This window comes from Streptomyces sp. NPDC097129, assembly GCF_055668065.1.
This window is the reverse complement of record NZ_JBVOQE010000106.1, coordinates 1-1,091: the sequence shown is the minus strand read 5'-3', so window position 1 is coordinate 1,091 and position 1,091 is coordinate 1. Positions and strand designations below refer to the sequence as shown.

Here is a 1,091-nt window from a genome sequence, read left to right as displayed (position 1 = left end):
GGGCAGGGCGCGGCGGTCGATCTTGCGGTTGACCGTGAGGGGGAAGGCGTCCAGGACCATCACCGCGGCCGGGACCATGAACTCCGGCAGGCTCTCACCGGCGTAGCGGCGCAGTGCGGCCGGGTCCGGCTGTTCGGCGCCGTTCGACGGGACGACGTAGGCGATCAGGCGCTTGTCACCGAGCCGGTCTTCCCGCACCAGTACCGCGGCCTGAGCGACCTGCGGATGGCCGGTCAGGACCGCCTCGATCTCACCCAGCTCGATGCGGAAGCCCCGCAGCTTCACCTGATCATCCGCACGCCCGACGTACTCCAGATTGCCGTCCGCACGCCAACGCGCCACATCCCCCGTGCGGTACATCCGCTCACCCGGCATCCCGTGCGGGTCGGCGACGAACCGCTCCGCGGTCAGGCCGGGGCGATTCAGATACCCACGAGCAAGCTGGACACCCGCGAGATAGAGCTCTCCCGTCACACCGGCCGGGACGGGCTGAAGGTTCCGGTCCAGGACGTAGGCGCGGGTGTTCCACAACGGCCGCCCGATCGGCGGCACCGCCACCACACCCCCCGCCAACGGATCACTCGCCGTCGAGGCAACCGTCGCCTCCGTCGGACCATACACATTCAACATGCGCCGGCCCTGGGCCCAGCGCGCGGCGACATCCGGCGGGCACGCCTCACCCGCCACGATCAACGTCACCGACTCCGGCAGACCACCCTCAGCCTCCAGCACCGGCAGCACCGCCGGCGGCAACGTCGCATGCGTCACCCCCGACCGCACGATCAGATCCGCCAACGCCGGACCCGGCACCAGCTCCTCAGCCGACGCCACCACCAACGCCGCACCCGCCAACCACGCCGGCCAAATGTCCGCCACCGCCGCATCAAAACTCGGCGACGCAAACTGCAACAGACGACTCCCACCCGTCACACCCAGACGAGCAATATGATCCGCCGCCAAATTCGGCACACCCCGATGCGAAACCACCACACCCTTAGGACGCCCCGTCGAACCCGACGTATAAATCACATACGCCGCACCATCCACACCCAACACCGACAACCGCTCACCATCAGAGAGATCACCGGAAG

The 1,091-nt window shown here is 68.3% G+C and carries 1 protein-coding gene; it reads right to left on the bottom strand.

All coding sequences use genetic code 11. From position 1 onward, the window contains the following. Window positions 1-1,091, bottom strand: a 1,091-nt coding sequence (locus AC0B9F_RS38440) for an amino acid adenylation domain-containing protein (protein ID WP_472010486.1), incomplete at both ends; no start/stop codon positions are given.